Source organism: Caballeronia udeis (assembly GCF_001544555.2).
In the GTDB taxonomy this organism is placed as follows: Bacteria; Pseudomonadota; Gammaproteobacteria; order Burkholderiales; family Burkholderiaceae; genus Caballeronia; species Caballeronia udeis.
This window is the reverse complement of record NZ_FCOK02000026.1, coordinates 63,149-85,420: the sequence shown is the minus strand read 5'-3', so window position 1 is coordinate 85,420 and position 22,272 is coordinate 63,149. Positions and strand designations below refer to the sequence as shown.

19 protein-coding genes are annotated in these 22,272 nt (G+C 59.6%); 5 read left to right on the top strand and 14 right to left on the bottom strand.

The features are described from left to right. Positions 1 to 10: 10 nt before the first annotated feature. The 13 genes from rsmG to AWB69_RS19645 all read right to left on the bottom strand — a co-directional run bounded on the left by rsmG (position 11) and on the right by AWB69_RS19645 (position 16,819). Positions 11 to 691, bottom strand: coding sequence for a 16S rRNA (guanine(527)-N(7))-methyltransferase RsmG (rsmG, locus tag AWB69_RS19705; RefSeq protein ID WP_062087765.1), 681 nt, complete (start codon positions 689 to 691; stop codon positions 11 to 13). Continuing rightward, a complete protein-coding gene (gene mnmG / locus AWB69_RS19700) occupies positions 691 to 2,670 on the bottom strand; it encodes a tRNA uridine-5-carboxymethylaminomethyl(34) synthesis enzyme MnmG (protein ID WP_062087763.1) in 1,980 nt (659 codons plus the stop codon). The genes rsmG and mnmG overlap by 1 nt, the downstream gene beginning before the upstream one ends. Positions 2,671 to 2,964: 294 nt before the next feature. Next, positions 2,965 to 3,711, bottom strand: coding sequence for an ABC transporter ATP-binding protein (locus AWB69_RS19695; RefSeq protein ID WP_062087761.1), 747 nt, complete (start codon positions 3,709 to 3,711; stop codon positions 2,965 to 2,967). Next, the gene (locus tag AWB69_RS19690) at positions 3,711 to 5,495 is read right to left on the bottom strand and encodes a branched-chain amino acid ABC transporter ATP-binding protein/permease (protein WP_062087759.1); all 1,785 of its coding nucleotides are present in this window, start codon (positions 5,493 to 5,495) and stop codon (positions 3,711 to 3,713) included. The genes AWB69_RS19695 and AWB69_RS19690 overlap by 1 nt, the downstream gene beginning before the upstream one ends. A gap of 4 nt (positions 5,496 to 5,499) precedes the next feature. After that, positions 5,500 to 6,555, bottom strand: coding sequence for a branched-chain amino acid ABC transporter permease (locus AWB69_RS19685; protein WP_062087757.1), 1,056 nt, complete (start codon positions 6,553 to 6,555; stop codon positions 5,500 to 5,502). Positions 6,556 to 6,725: 170 nt separating this feature from the next. Continuing rightward, positions 6,726 to 7,904, bottom strand: coding sequence for an ABC transporter substrate-binding protein (locus tag AWB69_RS19680; RefSeq protein WP_062087755.1), 1,179 nt, complete (start codon positions 7,902 to 7,904; stop codon positions 6,726 to 6,728). Positions 7,905 to 8,156: 252 nt separating this feature from the next. After that, a complete protein-coding gene (locus AWB69_RS19675) occupies positions 8,157 to 9,323 on the bottom strand; it encodes an ABC transporter substrate-binding protein (protein WP_062087752.1) in 1,167 nt (388 codons plus the stop codon). Between the two features lie 599 nt (positions 9,324 to 9,922). Next, on the bottom strand, positions 9,923 to 10,894 hold the full coding sequence (locus AWB69_RS19670; protein ID WP_062087750.1) for a branched-chain amino acid ABC transporter permease: 972 nt from the start codon (positions 10,892 to 10,894) through the stop codon (positions 9,923 to 9,925). Next, positions 10,894 to 11,778, bottom strand: coding sequence for a branched-chain amino acid ABC transporter permease (locus AWB69_RS19665; protein ID WP_062087748.1), 885 nt, complete (start codon positions 11,776 to 11,778; stop codon positions 10,894 to 10,896). Before AWB69_RS19665 ends, AWB69_RS19670 begins: the two co-directional genes overlap by 1 nt. Positions 11,779 to 11,934: 156 nt before the next feature. Continuing rightward, positions 11,935 to 13,158, bottom strand: coding sequence for an ABC transporter substrate-binding protein (locus AWB69_RS19660; RefSeq protein WP_062087747.1), 1,224 nt, complete (start codon positions 13,156 to 13,158; stop codon positions 11,935 to 11,937). Between the two features lie 81 nt (positions 13,159 to 13,239). Further along, positions 13,240 to 14,001 (bottom strand): ABC transporter ATP-binding protein, encoded by a 762-nt coding sequence (locus tag AWB69_RS19655; RefSeq protein WP_062087745.1) that lies wholly within the window; start codon positions 13,999 to 14,001, stop codon positions 13,240 to 13,242. After that, complete coding sequence (locus tag AWB69_RS19650; RefSeq protein WP_062087809.1) at positions 13,998 to 14,777, bottom strand: ABC transporter ATP-binding protein; 780 nt, start codon at positions 14,775 to 14,777, stop codon at positions 13,998 to 14,000. Before AWB69_RS19650 ends, AWB69_RS19655 begins: the two co-directional genes overlap by 4 nt. Positions 14,778 to 15,142: 365 nt before the next feature. After that, positions 15,143 to 16,819 (bottom strand): GMC family oxidoreductase, encoded by a 1,677-nt coding sequence (locus AWB69_RS19645; RefSeq protein WP_062087743.1) that lies wholly within the window; start codon positions 16,817 to 16,819, stop codon positions 15,143 to 15,145. Between the two features lie 171 nt (positions 16,820 to 16,990). Here AWB69_RS19645 and AWB69_RS19640 point away from each other — a divergent pair, with 171 nt between their 5' ends. Both AWB69_RS19640 and AWB69_RS19635 read left to right on the top strand, forming a co-directional pair. Continuing rightward, positions 16,991 to 17,911 (top strand): LysR family transcriptional regulator, encoded by a 921-nt coding sequence (locus AWB69_RS19640; RefSeq protein WP_062087741.1) that lies wholly within the window; start codon positions 16,991 to 16,993, stop codon positions 17,909 to 17,911. A 106-nt stretch (positions 17,912 to 18,017) separates the two neighbouring features. Beyond that, positions 18,018 to 18,536 (top strand): class IV adenylate cyclase, encoded by a 519-nt coding sequence (locus tag AWB69_RS19635; RefSeq protein WP_062087739.1) that lies wholly within the window; start codon positions 18,018 to 18,020, stop codon positions 18,534 to 18,536. A gap of 10 nt (positions 18,537 to 18,546) precedes the next feature. Here AWB69_RS19635 and AWB69_RS19630 read toward each other — a convergent pair whose 3' ends face one another. Continuing rightward, positions 18,547 to 19,053 carry an Lrp/AsnC family transcriptional regulator gene (locus AWB69_RS19630; protein WP_062087737.1) on the bottom strand — a complete coding sequence of 169 codons (507 nt, stop codon included), beginning with the start codon at positions 19,051 to 19,053 and terminating at the stop codon, positions 18,547 to 18,549. A 110-nt stretch (positions 19,054 to 19,163) separates the two neighbouring features. Here AWB69_RS19630 and AWB69_RS19625 point away from each other — a divergent pair, with 110 nt between their 5' ends. The 3 genes from AWB69_RS19625 (at position 19,164) to AWB69_RS19615 (ending at position 22,251) form a co-directional block, all read left to right on the top strand. Beyond that, the gene (locus AWB69_RS19625) at positions 19,164 to 19,460 is read left to right on the top strand and encodes a 4a-hydroxytetrahydrobiopterin dehydratase (protein ID WP_062087735.1); all 297 of its coding nucleotides are present in this window, start codon (positions 19,164 to 19,166) and stop codon (positions 19,458 to 19,460) included. A 550-nt stretch (positions 19,461 to 20,010) separates the two neighbouring features. Then, complete coding sequence (locus tag AWB69_RS19620) at positions 20,011 to 20,697, top strand: response regulator transcription factor (RefSeq protein ID WP_047895218.1); 687 nt, start codon at positions 20,011 to 20,013, stop codon at positions 20,695 to 20,697. A gap of 126 nt (positions 20,698 to 20,823) precedes the next feature. Further along, positions 20,824 to 22,251 carry a sensor histidine kinase gene (locus AWB69_RS19615; protein ID WP_062087807.1) on the top strand — a complete coding sequence of 476 codons (1,428 nt, stop codon included), beginning with the start codon at positions 20,824 to 20,826 and terminating at the stop codon, positions 22,249 to 22,251. The last annotated feature ends 21 nt before the right edge of the window (positions 22,252 to 22,272 follow it).

The following is a 22,272-nucleotide window of genomic DNA, read 5'->3' as shown; positions in this document are numbered from 1 at the left end:
ACTGCAGTGTTCAATGTGGGGCCGCTCCGATTTCAATTTCGATCAGGTGGCGCTCGGCGTCGAGCATGGGGACGCGGAGGCGTTCGATAGAGCAGACTTTCGTGCCGGCGGGAAGCCGGGCGATCTCGGCATCCGGCCTGATTCCTTTCATCGCCCAGATGCGGCCGTTGCCGGCAACCAGATGACGCGCAAGTGTAACGAAGTCGGAGAGCTCTGCGAACGCACGCGACACGATTACATCGAAAAGACCTGGGACTTCCGCACCTGCATGCAGATTCTCGACACGCCCGGTTACAACCGACAGATTAGTCAATCCAAGTTGCAGTTTTGCCTGCGATTGGAAGGCCGTTTTCTTATGAACAATGTCGTTCAGCGTGACTTGCCACTCGGGCAGGACAATCGCCATGACGATCCCGGGCAAACCGCCACCGGAGCCAACATCGAGCGCTGACTGAGGCCCGGGACGGCGAGTGATAAACGGAATGATCGCGAGAGAATCAAGAATGTGCTGAATCAGCATCTGACGTGGGTCGCGAATCGCGGTCAGGTTGTAGACCGCGTTCCACTTACCCAGCAAGGCCACGTAGTCGAGCAACTTCTGACGCTGCGCGCTGGTGACGGCAATGCCTAGTTGCTCGATTCCTTCATTAAGCAGCGCTGGTAGTCCGGTATCCCCGGCGTCACGCTGCATCACGAGACGGAGCGAGCGCCGCCGCGCCCGGCTCTGCTATGTGACGCCCCGGCCTGACCTGTGGCGCTGTCGCGCCGGCCCATCGCCCGCTTGAGATGCACCATGAGCAAGGAGATGGTGGCTGGCGTGATGCCCGAGATACGCGACGCTTGGCCAATCGTCTCCGGACGGTGTTGCATCAGCTTTTGGCGAGCCTCGAAGGAAAGCCCGCGTACTTCCGCGTAATCAAATGCTTCCGGCAGGCGCGTGTTTTCGTGCGTGCCATTACGCTCGATCTCACCAGCCTGACGGTCAATGTAGCCTTGATACTTCACCGCAATCTCGATCTGCTCCTCGATTTGGCCGAGCAAGACCGGATCTTGAGCCAGCGGCGTTTCCGGGCCTGACGTGTGGTTCCGCAACGCACAAACGTCCGCGTACGTGATACTCGGTCGGCGCAGCAAATCCGCCAAACTGTATTCGTGGTCAATCGGCTTACCGAGCAGTGCGATGGCTTCTTCGGTCGGTAATGTTTTAGGGTTAACCCAGGTCGATTTCAGGCGCTGTGTTTCACGTGAAACAGCGTCGCGCTTTTCGTTAAACACGTTCCAGCGAGTGTCATCCACGATGCCCAGCGCCCTGCCCGCCTCGGTCAAACGCATATCGGCGTTATCTTCACGCAGCGACAGGCGATATTCCGCGCGACTAGTAAACATCCGATACGGCTCCGACACGCCTTGCGTGACCAGATCGTCGACCAGAACACCCAAATACGCCTCATCACGACGCGGGCACCACGCATCCTTGCCGGCAACTTGCAACGCCGCGTTCAGGCCCGCGAGTAAGCCCTGTGCAGCAGCTTCCTCGTAGCCGGTTGTGCCATTGATCTGTCCGGCGAAGAACAGGCCACCAATTGCTTTGGTTTCCAGCGATGCCTTGAGCGCCCGCGGATCGAAGTAATCGTATTCGATCGCGTAGCCTGGCCGCAGGATATGCGCGTGCTCCAGCCCCTTCATCGAGCGGACCAATTCGAGCTGGACATCGAACGGCAAACTCGTGGAAATACCGTTCGGGTAGAACTCGTTTGTCGTCAGGCCTTCGGGTTCCAGGAAGATTTGATGCGAATCCTTAGATGCAAACCGGTGAATCTTGTCTTCAATCGACGGGCAATAGCGTGGCCCGACACCCTCGATCACGCCTGTGTACATCGGCGAGCGATCCAGACCGGCACGAATGATGTCGTGCGTGCGCTCATTGGTATGCGTCACCCAGCACGGCACTTGCCGCGGATGCTGCTCAACGCGACCGAGGAACGAGAACACGGGCACTGGATCAAGATCGCCCGGTTGTTCTTCAAGCTTCGAATAGTCGATGGTCCGGCCATCGATACGCGGCGGCGTACCCGTTTTGAGCCGTCCTTGAGGGAGTTGAAGCTCCTTCAACCGCGCCGACAAAGACACAGCCGCCGGATCACCTGCCCTGCCGCCCGTGTAGTTATTCAAACCCACGTGAATTTTTCCGTCGAGGAAGGTGCCGGCTGTCAATACAACCGCTTTCGCGCGGAATTTCACGCCAACTTGGGTTACAGCGCCGACAACACGGTCGCCCTCGACGATTAAATCATCCACGGCCTGCTGAAACAGCCACAGATTGGGGTGATTTTCTAGCCGATGCCGAATCGCTTGCTTGTACAGAACCCGATCCGCCTGCGCCCGTGTGGCGCGGACTGCCGGCCCTTTTGATGAGTTCAGAATTCGAAACTGGATACCCGCTTCATCGGTTGCCGCTGCCATTGCGCCGCCAAGCGCGTCGATTTCCTTAACCAAATGCCCCTTCCCAATCCCGCCGATCGAGGGATTGCAGCTCATTTGACCGAGTGTTTCGATGTTATGGGTCAACAACAGCGTAGCCGCGCCCGTTCGGGCCGAGGCTAATGCGGCTTCAGTTCCAGCGTGACCGCCACCGACGACAATCACATCGAATTCAGTTGGATAAAGCATGGGTTCCCGCGCGATGTGGCGGACCTTCGAAAGAGATATCGAAGAATTATATCCGGTTAGCTTTTGCTGCGATTCAGGCTAAACGGCTAACGCGAAAAAATGATGTGTTTCACGTGAAACACAACATCGATATTCGTTGGGAATAAGGGGCTTTGAGCCGTGTTGCTCGCTGAGCGCGAAGTCGCTTAAATAACATTCCGGTTCCGAGCCAGACCGCGAGCGACACGCTCCAGATAAAAAAATGGCGTGTTTCACGTGAAACACGCCATCAAAACTCGCTGAAGTCGAAGGGTCCTATGCCACCCTCTTGGCCAACCCCAAATACGTTTCGATAACCCTCGGATCGTGCGCCAGCTCACTAGCTACACCTTCCATTGCAAATTCACCTGTCTCAAGCACATAGCCGTAGTCGGAGATCTGTAGCGCTGCGCGTGCATTCTGCTCGATCAGCAATGTAGCGACGCCCGTTTGCCGCAACGCGCTGATGATATGGAAGATTTCCTTCACGATTAACGGCGCCAACCCGAGGCTAGGCTCATCCAGCATCAGCAAATCGGGTTTGCCCATCAGTGCACGGCCGACCGCCAGCATCTGCCGCTCCCCGCCCGACAACGTTCCGGCCGCCTGCTTGCGGCGCTCCTTCAGGCGCGGGAACAACTCGAATACATGATCGAGTTGATCGAGGAAATTGCGCTCGCCAGCGCGCTTTCGCCGATATGCGCCCAAAACCAGGTTGTCTTCCACTGTCATGCTCGCGAACAACTCACGCTTCTCCGGTACAAGACACATTCCACGTGAAACACGCTTCTCGATTGCCAGCGTAGAAATATCTTCGCCCTGATAGAGCACTGTTCCCTTCGCGTAACCGGTTGAAGGCAACGCACCCATGATTGCGTTGAGTAACGTGGACTTGCCGGCGCCGTTCGGACCAATCACCGAGACAATCTGCCCAGCCCCAACGGTGAGCTTTCCCTCGTGGAGCGCCTCAACCTTGCCGTAACGGACGGACAAACCAGCGACTTGAAGAATTGCATCGGCCATCAGTCCACCCCACCCAGGTAAGCTTCCAACACCGCAGGATCCTTCTGGACATCCTCGGGCAATCCCTCTGCAATCCGGGTTCCAAACTCCATCACCACCAGCCGGTCAGTCAGATTCATCACGAAATCCATGTCATGTTCCACCAGCAGGATGCTCATGCCCTCGCCCTTCAGGCGCCGCAGCAGTTCCGCCAACTGCTGTTTCTCCTGATAGCGCAAACCTGCAGCAGGTTCGTCCAGTAATAGCAAAGTCGGATCGCAGCACAGAGCGCGAGCGATCTCCAGGATCCGCTGTTGTCCTAACGCCAGACTCCCGGCTTCGTCGTAGAGATGCTTTTCCAGACCGACGCGCTTGATCTGTTTCGCCGCTTCCGCCATCAAACGCCCTTCTTCTGCTGCGTTCAGCCGCGCGACGCTGCGCCAGACGCCAGTCTTGCCACGAAGGTGCGCACCAATTGCCACGTTCTCCAGCACCGTCATTCCCGATAGCAAGCGCACGTGCTGAAACGTCCGCCCAATACCGCGCTTGACGATTTCACGTGAAGACAGTGCATCAATACGTTCGCCGTGGAAGGTGATCGAACCGCTCGTGGCTTGCAGCACACCCGTGACCAGATTGAACGTCGTCGACTTTCCCGCGCCGTTCGGTCCAATCAAGCCGATGATCTCGCCCGCCTTCACCTGGAAACTGACATCGTTTACCGCTACCAGACCGCCGAACTGCTTACGGGCTTTATCCACGACCAGCAAGGGTTCACCAAGAGTTGGCTTCGGGCGTTGCGGCAGCGCTTCCGCGTGCTCAGGGGCACGGGCGCGCGGCCCACTGGGGAAAAGCCGCGCAACGAATGGCCAGACCCCTTGCCGTGCGTATTGAAGCAGCAAGACCATCAATACGCCGAACACGATGATCTCGAAATTGCCATTCGACCCAAGCAGCTTGGGCAGCAAGGTCTGCAGGTAGTCCTGCAGAACGGTGAGGATTGTCGCGCCCAATACCGCACCCCAGACGTGGGACACGCCCCCGACCACCGCCATGAACAGGAACTCGATGCCATGATTCAGACCGAATGGCGTCGGATTCACTGCGCGCTGCAGATGCGCATACAGGAAGCCCGAGATCGCAGCCAGAACCGCCGCATAGACGAAAATCACCACACGCATCCACGCCGTATTCACGCCCATGGCTTCGGCCATCGTGCCGCCGCCGCGCAGCGCCCGAATCGCCCGCCCCGGCCGACTATTAAGCAGATTCTGAACAGATATTACCGACAGCAGCACGACCACCCAGATCAGGTAGTAGATCGACCGCCCGGATTCGAGATGCCATCCGAACAGGTTGAGCACCGGAATGCCGTTGATACCGTCGTATTTGCCGAGAAATTCGAGATTCCCGAACAGGAAAAACAGCGACAGTCCCCACGCGATCGTCCCGAGCGGCAGGAAATGGCCGGAGAGCCGCATGGTCACCATGCCCAGCAGAAGCGCGATCAACGCCGTCAGCACCACGCCCACTATCAACGCCAGCCACGGCGACACGCCGAACTGCGTCGTCAGGTAGGCCGTTGAATAAGCGCCCACGCCCACGAACGCCGCTTGCCCGAAGCTCGTCATCCCGCCAATGCCCGTCAGCAGCACGAGCCCGATAGCGACAATGGAATACAAACCGATGTAGTTCAGCAGCGTGATCCAGTATTCGGGCGTATGGATCGGATGCGGCAGCACCGGCAGCGCGAATACGACCAGCAGGAATACCCAGAAAAACTTGTTTCGCATGACGAATTTCATCGCGTCACTCCTCGTCTTCGTCCGAATGCGGGCTTGCCAGACTCCGCCACAGCAGCACCGGAATGATCAGCGTGAAGACGATCACCTCTTTGTACGCGCTCGCCCAGAACGACGAATACGATTCCAGCAGCCCGACCAGGAGCGAACCCGCAGCCGCGAGCGGATAACTCACCAATCCGCCCACGATCGCGCCCACAAACCCCTTCAAGCCGATCAGGAAGCCCGAGTCGTAGTAGATGGTCGTGATTGGGGCCACCAGGACGCCGCAAAGCGCGCCTAAGCCGGCCGCGAGCGTGAAGGCAAGCCGTCCAGCCTGCGTCGTGCCGATGCCCACCAGGCGCGCGCCAAGCCGGTTCACCGAGGTCGCGCGCAGCGCCTTCCCCGAAATCGTGCGGTCGAAGTACAGATACAGCGCGACGATCAGCACCGCGGCCGTCCCGACCACCCAGAGACTCTGCCCGGAGATGGACACGCTGCCGAGATTGAACGTGGCGTCGGAGAACGCGGTCGTGCGCGACCCTTCCGCGCCGAACATGACGAGGCCAAGGCCAACCATCGCGAAATGCACGGCGACCGCCACGATCAGCAGCAGCAGCGTGCTGGCTTCGGCGATCGGCTCGTAGGCCAACCGGTAGACAAACGGACCCATCGGAATCACGATCAGCAGCGCGAGCGCGACCTGCACGATCATGGGCAGCGGCTGCATCAGCACGCTTTGCGTCAGCGCATAGACCGCCACCGGGAACAGCAGATATTTGCCAGCCAGAACGGCAAGCGTGCGCCCTATGTGCCGGTGTCGCGACGGATGCCGCACGATGCCCGCGACCTCCGCGACGAAGCACCCCACGCCCATCGCAATCAGCAGCCAGCAGGTTGCCGGCAGCTTCTGCGTTTGCAGCGCGGCCAGCGTCAGCGCACCGTACGCGACAAACTCGCCCTGCGGGATGAAGATGACACGCGTCACCGAAAACACGAGGACCAGCGCGAGCGCGAGCAATGCATAGATCGCGCCCGTGGTGATGCCGTCTTGCGCGAGAATCGCCGCAATCGATAAGTCCATACTTCCTCTTTAGGAGCATCCTGCAACTGGGGCTGCCGGGCCAGCCCATCGAAACATGGCCCGACGCTGCGAGAAAAATGCAGCCTCAGGCCATGGTTGAAACTCCGGAACGCTGAACGTTGGAACGCTAACGCGCCAAATTGCCGGCGGGCAAGCGGTCCATGTCACAGCTAGTCGTTCTGCAACTTCCACTTGCCGTCGACAATCTGCACCATCACGCGAGCGCGCTTGTCGAGGCCGTTGTGATCGGTCGGCGTGGTGTTCATCACGCCATGCGCGAGTGGCAGGTCCTTCACGTTTTCCAGCGCGGTGCGCAGCGCTGCACGGAACGCTTCGGTGCCCGGCTGAGCCGTCTTGAGCGCTTCGGGAATGGCTTGCTCGAGCATGTGACCCGCGTCCCATGCGTGGCCGCCAAACGTGGAGACCGACCCTGCTCCGTACGCCTTCTCATACGCTGCCTTATAAGCCTGCGACGACTTCTTCACCGGATTGCTGTCCGGTAATTGATCAGTCACCAGGATCGGCCCCGCCGGCAGCAGTTCGCCATCGCAATCCTTGCCGCACACGCGCAGGAAGTCGTTGTTCGCCACACCATGCGTCTGATAGACCTTGCCCTTGTAACCGCGCTCCTTCAGCGCCTTGGCGGGCAACGCGGACGGTGTGCCCGCACCGGCGATCAACACCGCGTCCGGATTCGCGCTCATGGTCTTCAGCACCTGGCCGGTAACCGAGGTATCCGTGCGATTAAAGCGCTCGTTCGTGACGATCTTCAGGTTGTGCGCGGCCGCCGCAGTGTTGAACACGCTATACCAGCCATCGCCGTACGCATCCGCAAAGCCGATAAAGCCAACCGTCTTCACGCCGTGCTTCTCCATATACTCGGCAATCGCGTCGGCCATCAGGCTGTCGTTCTGCGGCGTCTTGAACGCCCATGAGCGTTTGGCGTCCATCGGCGAGATGATCGCGGCGGATGCGGCCAGCGAGATCATCGGCGTCTTGCCCTGGCTGGCGGGGTCGAGCATTGCAAGCGAGTTCGGCGTGACGGTCGAGCCCATGATGGCGTCGACATGATCTTCATCGATCAGCTTGCGTGTGTTCTGCACTGCGCGACTGGTGTCCGAACCGTCGTCGAGCACGATGTACTCCACAGTCTTCCCGCCGATCTCCTTCGGCAACAACGCGATCGTATTTTTCTCGGGAATCCCAAGCGATGCCGCCGGCCCCGTTGCCGATAACGTCACGCCAATCTTCACCTGCGCGAACGCCGCGCCGGCACTAAAGGCGAGCGCCACGCCAAGCGCCGCGCTCGTCAGTCTTCCCTGCCACTTCCACGCGTTAGTCTTTTTCATTGCATCGTCTCCAGACGCTATGCCATCGCGCACGCCTTGTACGCTACTGCGAGTTGTTATGAATCTTTGTCGTGCGGTCCTTGATTAAATGCCGCTCAATCTATTTTCGGTCGTTGCCCATGCCTAGGCTCGTTTTCCCTCAGCGCTAGCCATCACATCAGGCCAACACTGCCGAGCACATGAAAACCCGAAAAAAAGGCGCGTTCGAAGCAACGCGCCTTTGGTCGGTTCATATCGTCGTGTGGGCCGCCGTCAGTCTTTGGCGAGCTTCCACTGCCCGCCGACAATCTCCACCATCACGCGCGCACGCTGATCGAGTCCCGAGTGATCGTTCGCGCTCATGTTGAAGATCCCGTGCGAGCCGGATAAATCCTTCGTGCTTTCGATAGCCGCGCGCAGCGCTTCACGAAATGCCTGTGTGCCCGGCTGTCCCTTCTTCAACGCAATCGGAATGGCCCGTTGCAGCAACAAACCGGCGTCCCACGCGTGACCGCCGAATGTGGACACCGAACCCGCGCCGTAGGCACTTTCATAAGCCTGCTTATAGGTCAGCGCCGCTTTCTTCACCGGGTTCGAATCAGGCAATTGCGCCGCGACCAGCAACGGCCCGGCTGGCAGGAACGTGCCTTCGCAATCCTTGCCGCACACACGCAGGAAGTCGTTGTTCGCCACGCCGTGCGTCTGATAAATCTTGCCCTTGTAGCCCCGCTCTTTCAGCGTCTTTTGCGGCAACGCGGCCGGCGTGCCCGCACCCGCGATCAGCACGGCATCCGGATTCTGCGACATCATCTTGAGGACCTGCCCGGTCACCGATGCATCGTTGCGCGCAAACCGTTCGTTCGCGACCACCTTGATCTTCGCGAGATCGGCGGCCTTGGTGAATTCCTTGAACCAGCTTTCGCCGTAGGCGTCGCTGAAACCAATGAACGCCACCGACTTCACACCATGATTCGACATATGCTGCGCAATGGCGGTCGCCATCAGGATGTCGTTCTGCGGCGTCTTGAATACCCACGCGCGTTTGGCATCCATCGGTTCGACGATCGTGGCCGCCGCGGCCATCGAGATCATGGGCGTGGAGGTCTCGGACGCCACGTCAATCATTGCGAGCGAATTCGGGACTACCGTGGAACCAATCAGGGCGTCGACGTGATCTTCACTGGTCAGCTTTCGGGCGTTCTTGACGGCTTGCGTGGAATCGGTCGCATCGTCCAGAACGATGTATTCCATCTTCTGCCCGGCGATCTCTTTCGGCAGCAGCGCAATCGTGTTCTTTTCCGGAATTCCCAGCGATGCAGCCGGGCCCGTGGCGGACAACGTCACACCAATTTTTACGTCTGCGAAAGCCTGCGTACTTATCACTGCGGAAACGCTCGCGACGAATGCCGCCGTCGAGATCCAGCGTAAAGCCAACTTCATTGATATGCCCCGTAAATGTGTTTTGTTCACCGGCACGATTTTACGATTTCTATATACCGACCACACGGTCGGTGAATCGCGAGTGTAGCGGACGAGAACCGCGTGGGGCAAGCGTTTTGAAGGAATTTGAATGTGCGAGTGCGCGCTAATGCACGCATTGAAAAATGCCGGGAAAACCCGTATGAAAATGATTAACTTAATGAGAATCGCCGATGTTCGAGGACCGCGTCTGGCCCTTTAATTTCGGCAAAATAAATTGATCTGGACGTGAGAATTCGCGAATGCGTGTGAATGCGGAGTACAAATAAAAAGCGCTGTTGGAATCATCCAACAGCGCTTTCGGTCGGGCACTTGATGCCTCGTTGTCTCCTCGTTCTCCACCTCAAAATTCGGGTGCAACAGAACTGAAACGGATATTAGATTGTGCAACCAATACCGACAACCTAGCATTTACCCTAGTGGTGCACGTTAGCACCTTTATTGGGCGCCGGTTTCTCCGTGCCATCTTAAATACCGCGGTTAACTGCGGAAAATCATGGTTCGTGGCTGCATATGATTCGGATCGCCAACTAAATTGTGTGGGTCCCGGTTTCGTGGTTCTAGCCGCGCAACGGCTTCACCCGTGCGACGATTTCCCCCACAATCCCGCGCCTGAACAGCAGCACGCACGCAATAAAGATCAGTCCCGTCACGATCGTCACCGACTCCCCCAGCGAGTTGAACCAATCAATACCGGTGAGCGAAGACAGTGCAGTGCCAATATCGCCGAGACGATTTTCCAGCGCCACAATGATGAACGCACCGAGCAGGGGCCCAAACATGGTGCTCATGCCACCCACCAGGGTCATCAGCACGACCAGACCGGACATGGTCCAGTACGCGTCGCCAAGCGTTTCGAATCCCAGCACCAGCGTTTGAAGCGCACCCGCCAGTCCCGCCAGTCCCGCCGACAACACGAACGCCAGCAACTTGAAACGCGACGTGTCGTAACCCAGCGAAATGGCGCGCGGCTCGTTCTCCTTGATCGCGATCAGCACTTGCCCGAAGGGCGAATGCACGACACGCACAATAAATCCAAACGCCAGCACCATGACCAGCAGCACGACGTAGTAGAGCGTCAGGTCGGAACTGAGGCTGATTGCGCCGAACAGCTTGCCGCGCGGCACACCTTGCATACCATCTTCGCCATGCGTGAACGGCGCCTGCAGGAATACGAAATAGACCATCTGGGCGAGCGCCAGCGTGACCATCGCGAAGTAGATGCCCTGGCGTCGAATCGCGAACAAGCCCACAACCAGGCCAAGCAGCGTCGCCACGGCCGTGCCCGCGATCACGCCGAGTTCCGGCGTAAAACCGAGCGTCTGGATGGCGTAACCGGCGGAATAGCCCGCGCTGGCGAGGAACATCGCGTGGCCGAAAGAAAGCAGACCCGTGTAGCCGATCAACAAATTGAAGGCTGCCGCCAGCAGCGCGAAACACAGCACTTTCATCATGAAGACCGGGTACACGCCGAGGAACGGCGCCGCGATCAGGCCGGCAAGCAACACGCCGTAAAGCACTTTCCTAACCATCATTTTTCCTTGCCGAAAAGTCCCGCCGGGCGCACGAGCAGCACCAGCGCCATGATCACGAAAACGACGGTCGCAGAGGCTTCCGGATAAAACACGCGCGTCAGGCCTTCAATCACGCCAAGCCCGAGACCGGTCAGGATCGATCCCATGATCGACCCCATTCCGCCGATAACGACCACCGCGAACACGGTGATGATCATCGACTGTCCCATCAGCGGCGACACCTGGATCACGGGCGCGGCAAGCACGCCGGCGAACGCCGCGAGCGCCACGCCGAAACCGTAGGTGAGCGTGACCATCAACGGTACGTTGATACCGAACGCCTCGACCATCTTCGGGTTCTCGGTGCCTGCGCGAAGATAGGCGCCCAGCCGCGTTTTTTCGATCACGAACCACGTCGCGAAACACACGACCAGCGACGCCAGCACCACCCACGCGCGATAGTTCGGCAGGTACATGAAGCCGAGATTCGTCGCGCCGGACAGCAGTTCGGGCACATCGTAGGGCTGGCCGGATGAACCGTAGATAGACCGGAATACGCCTTCAATCACCAGCGTCAGGCCGAACGTGAGCAGCAAGCCGTACAGATGATCGAGCTTATAGAGCCAGCGCAACATCGTCCGTTCGATCACGATGCCGAACACGCCCACCATCAGCGGCGCGAGCACGAGCATCGCCCAGTACGGCACATTGAAATACGAAAAACCCATCCATGTGAGCATCGCGCCCAGCATGAACAACGCGCCGTGGGCGAAGTTGATCACGTTGAGCAGGCCGAAAATCACCGCGAGGCCAAGGCTCAGGATGGCGTAGAACGATCCGTTCACCAGCCCGAGTAGCAACTGGCTCATCATCGCCGCGAGCGGAATGCCGAAAATTTCCATTGAATCTGCCGTCAGAGTAGTTTCGACGCATGCCGCCCTGACTCAAGATGAGCAGGCCGTCATGCGTCGATCGATCATGCGGATCACGAGCGGCGCATAAGCTTCAGCGCCCTACGCGTCACACCTGAATCCGCAGTGCCGCTAAAACCCGGCCGCTTACTTCCACAACGCGCAGCGCGTTTCCGCCTTGGTGTCAAAAGCCTGGTCGCCCGGGATGGTCGCCGTGATCTTGTAGTAGTCCCAAGGTTCCTTCGATTCCGCCGGCGTCTTCACTTGCATCAGGTACATGTCGTGGATCATGCTTCCGTCCGCGCGGATGTAGCCGTTCTGCGTGTAGAAGTCGTTGATCTTGATCTTGTGCAACTGGTCCATCACCTTGTCGCTATCCGTCGTGCCGGCCGCTTGCACCGCCTTCAGGTACGTGGTGACCGCAGAGTAATCGGCTGCGTGAAGACTCGTCGGCATCTTCTTCATCTTGGCGAAGTAGCGCTGTGCCCAGGCACGTGTCGTTGCGTCCTTGTTCCAGTACCAGCTGTCGGTTGCGACCAGGCCTTGCGCAGTTTCGAGGCCAAGACTGTGGATATCCGACAAGAAGATCAGCAGCGCGGCGACCTTCATCGTCTTGGTGATACCGAATTCCTTTGCGGCCTTGATCGAGTTGATCGTGTCGCCGCCAGCATTCGCCAGACCCAGCACCTGCGCCTTCGATGCTTGCGCCTGCAACAGGAAAGACGAGAAGTCAGAGGCCGACAACGGATGGCGCACCGCGCCGAGCACCTGGCCGCCGTTCGCCTTCACCACGTCCGATGTATTCTTTTCCAGCGCCTTGCCGAACGCATAGTCGGCCGTCAGGAAGAACCACGTCTTGCCGCCCTGCTTCGTCACCGCCGAGCCTGTGCCCTTGGCGAGCGCCATGGTGTCGTACGCATAGTGAACCGTGTATGGCGTGCACTGCTCGTTGGTCAGGTTGTCCGCGCCCGCGCCAATGTTGATGTACGGGATATGCTTTTCGCCGGCGACCTGATTCGTTGAAAGCGCCGTTGCCGAATTCGTTCCGCCGATAATCACGTTCACACCGTCGCGGTCAATCCATTCACGCGCCCGCGATGCCGCAATGTCCGCTTTGTTCTGGTGATCCGCGTAGACGAGTTCGATCGGCTTGCCGTTCACCTTGCCGCCGAAATCCGCGATTGCCATGCGGATAGCTTCGAGGCCACCCGGCCCATCGATGTCCGCATACAGGCCGGACAGGTCCGTGATATAGCCGATCTTCACCGTGTCGCCGGGGGCGGCCTGGACGTTGCCTGCGATCAGCGAGGCTGTGGCCGCGGCAATCGCCAAGCAGAGTCCCGACAGGCGCGCGAGGGTCTTCTTCTTCATTACAGTCTCCGTTGAGTTGTTGTTCTTGCGGTGGGCCGCATGCTGATGTGTTGAACTTGCTTTGAACGCACGTTCAACGTCCTAAACCCCGAGCAGCTCGTGCAGTACCGGCATTTTCGTGTCGAGTTCACCGGAGTTGAAATGCTCGACGATCTTCCCGTGCTCCATGACATAGAAGCGATCGGCGAGCGGTGCGGCAAAACGGAAATTCTGTTCGACCATCACGATCGTGTAACCGCGCGCCTTCAGCATCAGGATCATTCGCGCGAGCGTCTGGACGATGACAGGCGCAAGTCCTTCCGATATTTCATCGAGGAGCAGCAGATTCGCGCCGGTCCGCAGGATGCGCGCGACGGCCAGCATCTGCTGTTCGCCGCCCGACAGACGCGTACCCTGACTGCTGCGCCGTTCCTTGAGATTGGGGAACATCGAATAGATTTCATCGATCGACATGGCGTCTTTCGCGTTACCCACGAGCGGCGGCAGGAGCAGGTTCTCCTCGCACGAGAGGCTTGAAAAGATGCCGCGTTCTTCGGGGCAATATCCCACGCCGTAGTGCGCGATCTTATGCGTCGACATGCCGACGGTTTCGTGTCCGCCAATACGAATTGATCCCGTGCGACGGCCGGTGAGGCCCATGATGGCACGCAGCGTTGTTGTGCGGCCTGCGCCGTTGCGCCCGAGCAGCGTGACCACTTCGCCTCTGTGCACGGTCAGGTCCACGCCATGCAGGATGTGCGATTCACCGTACCAGGCTTGCGCACCGAGCAGCTCGAGCGCCGGCTCCCGAGTCGATGCTTCACGCAATTGTTCCGCGCGGCGTTCCGCAACGATCGTGCTCATGCATGCGCTCCGGCGAGGGTCGCGTCGGCGCTGCCCATGTAGGCTTCCATCACCAGTGCGTTCTTCGATACCTCTGCATAACTGCCTTCGGCCAGCACTTCACCGCGTTGCAGGACGGTGATGGTGTCGGAGATGCCTGCGATCACGTTCATGTTGTGTTCGACCATCAGGATCGTGCGTCCCGCCGATACTTTCTTGATCAGCGCCGTCACGCGGTCAACGTCTTCGTGACCCATGCCTTGCGTGGGTTCATCGAGAAGCATGAGTTCGGGTTCCATCGAAAGCGTGGTTGCTATTTCGAGCGCGCGCTTGCGGCCGTAGGAAAGTTCGACGGTGGTGGTATCGGCGAAATCGGTAAGGCCGACCTGGGTGAGCAGGTCCATGGCGCGGTCATTGAGTTCGTCCAGGACACGTTCGCTTTTCCAGAATTTGAACGATGTCCCAAGCGAGCGTTGCAAGCCGATGCGTACGTTCTGCATCACTGTCAGATGTGGGAATACAGCAGAAATCTGGAATGAGCGGATGACACCGCGACGGGCGATTTGCGCGGGGCGTTCGCCGGTGATGTCGATGCCGTTGAAGACGATTTGTCCTGCGGTGGGTTCCAGGAACTTGGTGAGCAGGTTGAAGCAGGTTGTTTTGCCCGCGCCGTTAGGGCCGATCAATGCGTGGATGGAGCCGCGACGCACGCGCAGGTTCACGCCGTTGACGGCGGTGAAGCCCTTGAACTCTTTTGTCAGGCCGCGGGTTTCCAGAATCGTATCGCCGAGAATCATGTCCCCTTCCGTGCTTTGTTTGAGCCTTTGTTTCAGCTTCAGCTCGGCGCGCTTTTGGCGCATGCCCGTGGTTTTGCTGGCGGTGTTTGTGTTGGGTGATTGCGATGTTGCTGTTGCAGTTTTGTTGCACCGCTGTTGCACTTCTTGCGTGCTGCACAATGGTGATGCAGACCTGCGGCGCCACAAGCGCGAACGCGTTATTGTCGCGCCAATGATGCAGCGCAATCATCGGGATTTGCACTTAGTTTTAAGCTTGGTTTTCGTTCGAACCGGTGGACGTCGAATTTCGGTCGCACCGGTGAACGGATTTAGGGTCGGGTTTATGCGGGGTCGATCATGTTGCGGTTGGCGGCTGGAGCAGGAAATTAACCAGAGAGTCCACTCACCGGCGCAAGCGAAAACAAAAACGGCCGGTCGGCGCGAATCATCTCGCTTGCCCGTTCAGCAATCATCAACGTTGGGGAATTCGTATTGCCGGAGGTGATAGTCGGCATCACCGAAGCATCGACCACCCGCAAGCCGCTCACACCAATCACACGCAAACGCCCATCAACAACCGCAGCCGGATCATTATCCGTCCCCATCCTGCATGTCCCCACCGGATGAAAAATAGTCGTCCCGACCTTGCCCGCAGCAACAGCAAGCTCTGCGTCCGTCTGGAACGCCGGCCCCGGCAAGATCTCCTCCGGCGAATACTTCGCCAACGCCGGCGCACTTACAATCCGCCGCGTCAAACGCAAAGCATTGACCGCCACCTCACGATCACGTTCGGTCGACAAATAATTCGGTGCGATCAAAGGCGCATCCCGCGCATCCGGTGACGCAATATGTACGCTCCCGCGCGACGTCGGCCGCAACGGACATACCGAAGCCGTGAACGCATTGAACGAGTGCAACGGCTCCCCGAACCGGTCAAGCGACAACGGCTGCACGTGATACTCCACGTCGGGCCGCATAATGGTCGAGTCATCCGGATCGGACTTCGCGAACGCTCCCAATTGCGAGGGCGCCATGGACATCGGCCCGCCTCGCATCAACATGTACTGCAAGCCAATCCACGCCTTACCCCACCAATGCGCCGACAGCGTGTTCAACGTCTGTACGCCGTGAACTTTGTAAGCCATCCTAAGCTGTAGATGATCCTGCAAATTCTCGCCAACACCCCGCAAGTTCTGCACCACGTCAATACCCAGCCTCTGCAGCCGCGCCCCATTGCCAATGCCGGACAACTCCAGCAATTGCGGCGAGTTCACCGCGCCCGCACTCAGGATCACCTCGCACCGCGACTTGGCCAGGTAGTCCGTATCGCCACCCCGATACTCCACACCCACGCAACGCTTGCCTTCCATCACCAGCCGCTGCGTATGAGCACCCGTGATGATCGTGAGGTTGGGCCGCTTCATCGCGGGCCGCAAGAATGCCTTCGATGCATTCCATCGAATCCCGCTGCGCTGGTTCACATCGAAATAACCAACGCCGGTGTTGTCGCCACGATTGAAGTCGTCGGTAGCGGGAAGACCGCTCTCCTGAGCCGCCTGCGCGAACGTTTCCAGCACCTTCCACTTCAGCCGCTGTTTCTCCACCCGCCATTCGCCCCCGGTGCCATGCCATTCATTCGGACCGCCGTGATGGTCCTCGCTGCGCTTGAACACCGGCAGCACCGAATCCCATGACCAGTCGCGGTCCCCGGTAATGCGCGCCCAATCGTCGTAGTCCTCGCGCTGGCCACGCATGTAGATCATGCCGTTTATCGATGAGCAACCGCCCAGCACGCGACCCCGCGGATAAGATAACGAACGCCCATCGAGTCCCGGTTCGGGCTGCGTTTTATATAGCCAGTCCGTGCGTGGATTGCCAATGCAATAGAGGTATCCGACCGGCACGTGAATCCAGTGGTAGTTATCCCTGCCGCCTGCTTCCAGCAGCAGCACACTCACATCGGCGTCTTCGGTCAGCCGGTTCGCAAGCACGCACCCCGCCGTTCCGGCACCAACAATGATGTAATCGAATTCACCCTCAAGCTTGCGCGCGTCCTGTTTCATCTGTGTCTCCTGCCAACCCCTTCACCTTCACCGCCGGCCGATTGGAAGCGCCGAAAACCGCCGCTCGCGCGATCCGCTCTAATGCCATATTCGACATAAGCTACTGCGGACGCAGTGCAGCAATCCAATCAGATATCTTCAACAGCTTTATAAGCTGGGCTAATATCAGGCATGGATCTGACTCTACTCCGCGCTTTTGTCACTGTCGCCCGCGAAGGCAATCTCACGCGCGCGGCGGTGCTGTTGCATGTGTCGCAGCCCGCCGTCAGCCTCCAGATCAAGAACTTGCAGGAGACGCTCGGCGTGGCGCTGTTTTCGCGGACGTCGCACGGCTTGATCCTCACGCGTGACGGTGAAACCCTCCTGCCGCACGCCGAGCGCGCACTGACGGCCGCGAGCGAGGTCCGGCGCGTGGCCGCCGCGCTTCGCCACGAGGTCAGCGGACGCCTGACCATCGGGACGATCCTCGATCCCGAATTCCTCCGGCTCGGCGGCTTCCTGCGAGCACTCGTGGAGACGTATCCGCGCATTGAAACCGCGCTGCGGCACGGCATGTCGGGCTGGGTGCTCGAGCGCATCAAGGCGCGCGATCTCGATGTGGGGTTTTATATCGGCGATCCGGCAATCGACGAACCCCGCGATCCGGACCGATTTCACGTTGTGCAGTTGAAGCCATATCTGTACCGCGTGCTGGCGCCGGCGGGCTGGAAGGAGCGCGTGAACCGGCCCGACCGCCCGGATGGCGGAGAGAATGGCTGGGTGGCGCTTGCCCGGCTGCCCTGGATCTGGACGCCGCCGGAGTCGGCGCACAACCGCTTGCTCACCCGGATCTTCGACGCCCACGGGGTCCAGCCGGTCAAAGTGGCGGAAGTGGACCAGGAGCCGTCCATGCTCGATCTGGTCAAGTCGGGCGTGGGCCTGACGCTCGTGCGCGATTCCATTGCGCTCGCCGAAGCGCACGCGCATGCGCTGACCATCGTGGAAGGCGTCACCGTGCCTACGCAGCTTTCGTTCATCGTGCTGGCGGAGCGCCGCGAAGAGCCTGGCATCGCGGCGGCGTTACGTCTGATTGAAGACCAATGGGCGACCTAGTCGAAGAAGGGCTGCGACCTGACGAAACCGGGGAATCTCCCGGTCATCAAATTTTGTTAGTCTGAGGGTCGCGCATCTGGCGCCCACGTGAACAGGACACCCCAACATGGCACGCAATATCGAAATCAAGGCTCGCGCACATCAGTTCGACCAGCTTCTGGCACGCGCAGCAGCGCTTGCCAGCGAACCGCCGATGATCTACCGCCAGCAAGATTTTTTCTACGATGTGCCGAACGGCCGCCTGAAACTACGTCAATTCGATGACAACACGCCGGCCGAACTGATTTTCTATCAACGCGATGACCGCGACGGCCCGAAGGTCTCGTACTACTCGCGCAGCCCGGTCACCAACCCCGAAGCCATGCACGCGCTGCTCGCCCAGGCGCTGAATACGCGCGGCATAGTGAACAAGGAGCGGCACGTGTATATCGTCGGGCGCACGCGGATTCATCTGGACCGCGTGGACGGACTGGGCGATTTCATCGAACTGGAAGTGCTGCTGGCACCGGATGACGACGAAGCCGGCGGCGAAAAGGAAGCGGAGGAATTGTTCGCGAAGCTCGGCGTGGCGGCAAGCGATCTCGTGCCGGTTGCGTATGTCGACTTGCTGAGCGAGCCGGCTTAACCCCGCTGGCTTAACCCCGCGAAGCCGGTGAATCCGGCGGATTGGCCGCGAGATGTCCCAGCGGCAGCGGTCCGTTGCGCTTGAATGTGGTCAGCACGATATTGGAGCGCACACTGTCTACGCCGGGAACGCGCATCAGCTTTTTCATGACAAACGTAGACAGCGCGTTCAAATCCGGCGCGACAATGCGCAACAAGTAATCGGCGTCGCCAACCGTCGCATGGCATTCGAGCACTTCGGGCAGCGCTTCGATCTGCTGCTGGAACTGGTCTATAACGGTATCGCCGTGATGCTTCAGCTTGAGGCTCGTAAAAGCGGTCACGCCGAGCCCGAGCTTTTCGGGACGCAGCACCACGCGATACCCATCGATCACACCGGTTGCCTCCAGGCGTTGCAAGCGGCGCCCGATTTGCGACGGCGACAGCGGCACTTCCTCGCCGAGTTGTTGATGTGTCGCGCGGCCGAAACGCTGAAGAACGTCGAGCAGCGCGAGATCGAAGTGATCGAGGTCGACCATGTGGATATCCTGCGTGAAGTGCCGAAAGACGCAAGCTTACCGCGTGGCTCCCCGGCCGCATGCGCCGTTCAACCGCGCGGCGCCCCATCGCTTAAGCCAAGGAGGTCCCCATGATCAAGAAATTCGCACCTGACGAACTCCCCGAACTTCTCGGCCAGCTGACGCAATGGCAACTCAGCGCCGATGAAAGCGCAATTCAGCGAAGTTTCAAGTTCGCCGATTTCAACGAGGCGTTCGGTTTCATGACGCGCGTGGCAATAAAAGCGCAGGAAATGGATCACCATCCAGACTGGTCGAATGCGTACAACAAAGTGGACATCGCGCTCTCCACCCACGCGGCGAAGGGCCTCACGGAGCGCGATATAAAGCTCGCGACATTCATCGACTCCATCACGCCGGCGGCCTGAAATCCGTTTACCAACCTGACTACCGCGACAAAGGCGTAACAGCCGTATTACAAACTATGACATTCAAAAACCGCAATAAGCTCCCCGCATGTGGCCTGGACTCGCTTGTTCGAAAGCAAAAATGATAGTGTTTGAAAGCTTATGGCAACAAAATCTTTCAACGAGAAAGCAAATATCTAAAGCAGGCGTAAGCTTTCACCATGCTTCGGGCGCTCTGACGGCTCCAGTCCATTGGCGGCACAGACCGACACTGTACAATCAGCAGCGCATACGGTTTGGACTGTCCGTTCATCCCTTCAGCGACCGGTTTCGTCGCCACAGGGGCCGAGCGGACGTGCTGGAAACCAATCACGGGGTGGCGTCCGGGATCGGGGAATTTCGGCGTGTCCGGCCACAGGAGAATCGCTGCACAGCGAGGCGCGGTGCAGCGTTTGGCGTAAAAGGATTGCTGATATGACTCGGACGGCGCCGCGGTAAAGAAAGGTAGGCAATTCCGGCTGGCGACCGCGCCGCACAATCGAGCCCAACCCATCGTATAAGAGCGACTTCCATGCGAATCCTTCTAATCGAAGACGACCGCCCCATCGCGCGCGGCATCCAAAGTAGCCTTGAACAAGCCGGCTTCACCGTCGATATGGTCCACGACGGCATTTTCGCGGAGCAGGCGCTCACGCAAAATCGCCATGAGCTGGTGATTCTCGATCTCGGCCTGCCGGGTATCGACGGCATGACGCTGTTGTCGCGTTTCCGTCAGGGCAATCGCCATACGCCCGTGATTATCCTGACCGCACGCGACGAGCTGCATGACCGCGTCCAGGGCCTGAACAGCGGCGCGGACGACTACATGCTCAAGCCGTTCGAACCCGCCGAACTCGAAGCGCGCATTCGTGCCGTGATGCGCCGCAGCGGCCCGCATGGCGATGTACCGCGTCCGGAAGTGTCGCTGGGCGGCTTGCGCCTGTCGGGCGTCGATCGCCGCATTTTCAACGACGAAAAGCCGCTCGAATTGTCGCCGCGTGAATTCGCCGTGCTCGAAATGCTGCTGCTGCGCCACGGCCGTGTGGTCAGCAAAGCCCAGTTGCAGGATCACCTGACGCACTTCGGCGGCGATCTGGGCGACACCGCGATCGAAGTCTATGTGCATCGGGTTCGCAAGAAACTGGAAAACTGCCGCGTGGAAATCGTGACGGTGCGAGGTTTCGGCTACTTGCTGCAGGAAATCCGGCAGGCCGCGTAAGCGGTTTGCCGACGGCATAACAAGCCTGACGAGCGATTACCCAGCACCTTGCGATTCCCTCCCCGGCGCACGCCCGACGAACGTTTCGACCGCGCCGACTGGCTGCATCTGGCACGCTCGACAACCATGTCTGCCAGCGTGCCGCCCAGCCTGCGGCGCTCGCTGCTGCGCCGCCTTGCCGCGCCGCTGTCCCTGCTTGCGCTGATGAGCGGACTGATGGCGTATTGGCTGGCGTGGCAATACACGCAGCACGTCGTCGACCGCTCGCTGGCGGATCTCGCCACGGCTATCTCCAAGCAAATCCAGCTGGCGGGCGTCGACGCGCCGGTGACGGTGCCGCCGCTCGCCCGCGCCATGTTCTCGGACCCCGTCGAGCAACTGATCTACCGGATCAGCGACGGCGATAGCGAGATCGCCGGCGAACCCGATCTGCCGCTGACCGGTACGAACGTGCGCCGGATTCACTACGCCTACATCTTCGAGACGTACTACCAAGGCGTGAGCGTGCGTGCGGCGCAGGTGCGCGTCGACCAGACGCACGGCAATCCTATCGTCGTGGAGGTCGCGCAGCGCGTAGGCTCGCGGTACCGGATAGCGGTCGAGTTCATGGTCGCCATCATGATGCCGCTGCTGCTCTTGCTGCTGGCGGGCTGGGTAATCGTGTGGCGCGTGGTGAACCAGCAGCTCAACCCGTTGACCGATCTTGCCGATACCCTCAACCGGCAGACCCACATGTCGCTGGAGCCGGTCGACGAATCGTTTGTCCCCGTCGAAATTCGTCCGCTGACCAGCGCAATGAACGCGCTGCTCGAGCGCCTGAAAACGGCGCTGGACGGCCAGCGCAAATTTATCGCCGACGCCGCCCACCAGCTTCGCACGCCACTCACCGCCGTGAAACTGCATGCCGAGCAGGCAGCGACCGCCAGGGACCCCGCGAAGGTGCTGGACGCCGTCAGGGAGCTGCGGGCATCGGCGGATCGTGCAGTGCGATTGTCGAATCAATTGCTCTCGCTCGCGCGCGCCGAGCCGGGTGAACAGGCCGCACGTTTCACTGACTTCGATTACGCCGCGCTCGCGTTTGAAACCGGCGCGGAATGGGTGCCGCGTGCACTGGCCGCGCATGTCGACCTGGGCTTCCAGCGTCTGGACGACCCCGACAACGAACATCCGATGATAGTCCGCGGCAATCTCGTGCTGGTGCGCGAGGTGATCGCCAATCTCATCGATAACGCGTTGAAGTACGTACCCACGTCGCGGGCCGAAGGTGCACGCGTGACCGTCACGGTGACGCAAACCTTCGATGAAAAAGGCTGCAAGATGGCCGAAATCGTAGTGGAAGACAATGGTCCGGGCGTGCCGCTGGAACAGCAACCGGATCTGTTCAAGCGCTTCTTTCGCGGCGACGGCCACGGCGTGGAAGGCGGGGCCGGGCTGGGCCTTGCGATCGTCCACGACATCATGGTCCTGCACAGCGGCAGCGTGCATTACGAGGACGCTCCAGCGCCCGAAGGCGGCGCGCGTTTCATCGTGCAAATGCCTTTGAAAACGGCATAGAAAATAGAAAAACGCCACGGA